This window comes from uncultured Aquincola sp. (genome assembly GCF_964001545.1).
Lineage (GTDB): Bacteria > Pseudomonadota > Gammaproteobacteria > Burkholderiales > Burkholderiaceae_C > Aquincola.
The window spans coordinates 1-2361 of sequence record NZ_CAXFDV010000686.1 but is presented as its reverse complement, the minus strand read 5'-3'; the positions used below and the strand labels follow the sequence as shown (position 1 = coordinate 2361).

Annotated in this window: 2 protein-coding genes; both read right to left on the bottom strand. The window is 71.5% G+C overall.

Annotated features, from left to right (window positions below):
* On the bottom strand, window positions 1-1853 hold a 1853-nt coding region (locus tag ABNT58_RS24080; protein ID WP_348755930.1), incomplete at its 3' end, for an acetyl/propionyl/methylcrotonyl-CoA carboxylase subunit alpha.
* A 20-nt stretch (window positions 1854-1873) separates the two neighbouring features.
* The coding region (locus ABNT58_RS24075; RefSeq protein ID WP_348755929.1) for an enoyl-CoA hydratase-related protein at window positions 1874-2361 on the bottom strand (488 nt) is incomplete at its 5' end.

The window sequence follows — 2361 nt, the reverse complement described above, 5'->3', positions numbered from 1 at the left end:
GTGCCCTTGTCCACGGTGCTGCCGGCCGCGGCCAGCAGCGCGATCACCTTGCCGGGCATGGGCGCACGCAGGCCGCCGTGGGCATCGTCGCCCTGGCCGCCGGTGTGCAGCGTGTCCACCCGCACCAGCGCATGCGCATGGCCATCGAGGAACACATGCCGCCGCTCACCGGCCACCACCACCGCGGCATGCAGCCGGCGCTCGCCCAGCTGGGCATGCAGGCGGCCGCCGTCGGCGGCCAACTCGCCGCGTGCAAAGACGGGCGCGCCACCGTCGAGTGACAGCTGCCAGCCGCCCGGCACGCTGGTGGCCGCCACGCTGCGCTGCAGCTCGCCGCGGCGCAGCCGCAGCTCACGCGCGGCCTGGCCGTTCAGGCGCCAGCCGTCCAGCGCATCCCACGGCGAAAGGGCGGCGCTGCGCTTGGCCTGGGCCGCGCCTTCGTGCAGCAGCTCGGCCAGTGCGGCCAGCAGCCAGGCTTCGTCGGGCGGGTCCGTCGCTTCAGGAAACAGGAAGGCCTGTTCGCGCTCGATCAGGCCGGTGTCCAGGTCGGCCTGGGTGAAGGCCGGGCATGCCGCCAGCCGCGCCAGGAACTCCACGTTGTTGGCCACACCCACCACGCGGTACTGGGCCAGCGCGCTGCGAATCCGGGCCAGCGCCAGGTCGCGGCTTTGGTCCCACACGATGAGCTTGGCGATCATCGGGTCGTAATGCGGCGTGATCTCGTCGCCCTGCTCCACGCCGGTGTCGATGCGCACATGCGCGCCCTCGGCGGGCGGCGCCAGGTGGATCAGGCGGCCGGTGGAGGGCAGGAAGCCCTTGTCCGGGTCTTCGGCATAGATGCGCGCCTCGATGGCATGGCCGTCGATGCGCAGCTGTTCCTGCGTCAGCGGCAGCGGCTGGCCGGCGGCCACGCGCAGCTGCCACTCCACCAGGTCCAGGCCGGTGATCATCTCGGTGACCGGGTGCTCCACCTGCAGCCGGGTGTTCATCTCCATGAAGTAGAAGCTGCCGTCCTGGTGGGCAATGAATTCCACCGTGCCGGCGCCCACGTAGCCCACGGCCTTGGCCGCTTCCACCGCGGCGCGGCCCATGGCGGCGCGGCGCTCGGGCGTCATGCCGGGGGCGGGCGCTTCTTCCAGCACCTTCTGGTGCCGGCGCTGCACCGAGCAGTCGCGCTCGAACAGGTAGACCACGTTGCCTTGCGTGTCGCCGAACACCTGGATCTCGATGTGCCGCGGCTTGAGCACGTACTTTTCCACCAGCACGTTGGCATCGCCAAAGGCATTGGTGGCTTCGCGCTGGCAACTGGCCAGGGCGGCGGCAAAGTCTTCCGCGCGGTCGACCCGGCGCATGCCCTTGCCGCCGCCACCGGCGCTGGCCTTGATGAGCACCGGGTAGCCGATGCGGCCGGCCTGCTCGGCCAGGAAGGTGGGGTCCTGGTTGCTGCCGTGGTAGCCGGGCGTCAGCGGCACGCCGGCCTTTTCCATCAGCGCCTTGGCGGCCGACTTCAGGCCCATCGCCCGGATGGCCGAGGCCGGCGGGCCGATGAAGGTGATGCCGGCGGCGGCGCAGGCCTCGGCGAAGTCTTCGTTCTCCGACAGGAAGCCGTAGCCCGGGTGCACCGCCTGGGCGCCAGTGTCCTTGGCGGCCTGCAGGATGCGGTCGGCCACCAGGTAGCTCTCGCGCGCGGCGGCGGGGCCGATCAGCACCGCTTCGTCGGCCAGGCGCACATGGCGGGCATTGGCATCGGCCTCGGAATACACCGCCACGGTGGCGATGCCCATGCGACGCGCGGTCTTGATGACGCGGCAGGCGATCTCGCCACGATTCGCGATCAGGATCTTGGTGAACATGCTTGTGGCGCTCCAGTCCATCAGGCGCCCGGCTTCCAGGCCGGGGCGCGCTTGTCGAGGAAGGCGCTCAGGCCTTCGCGGGCTTCGGGCGTGGCGCGCAGCTCGGCGATGCGGCGGGCGGTGTCCTCGATCAAGGCCGCGTCCACCGGGCGGTTGGCCACCGCGCGGATCAGGTCCTTGGAAGCCGCCTGCGCCTTCGGGCCGCCGGCCAGCAGCGCGTCCACCAGGGCCTGCACCGCCGTGTCCAGCTGCTCGGGCTCGGCCACTTCGTGCACCAGGCCCAGTTCACGTGCCCGGGCGGCGCTCATGCGTTCGGCCGTTTGAAAGTAGCGATAAGCCTGCCGCTCACCGATGGCGCGCACCACGTACGGGCTGATGACACCGGGCAGGATGCCCAGGCGCACTTCCGACGTGGCAAAGCTGGCCGCGGTGGAAGCCACGCAGATGTCGCAGGCCGCGGCCAGGCCCATGCCGCCGCCCATGGCCGCGCCTTGCACCCGGGCCAGCG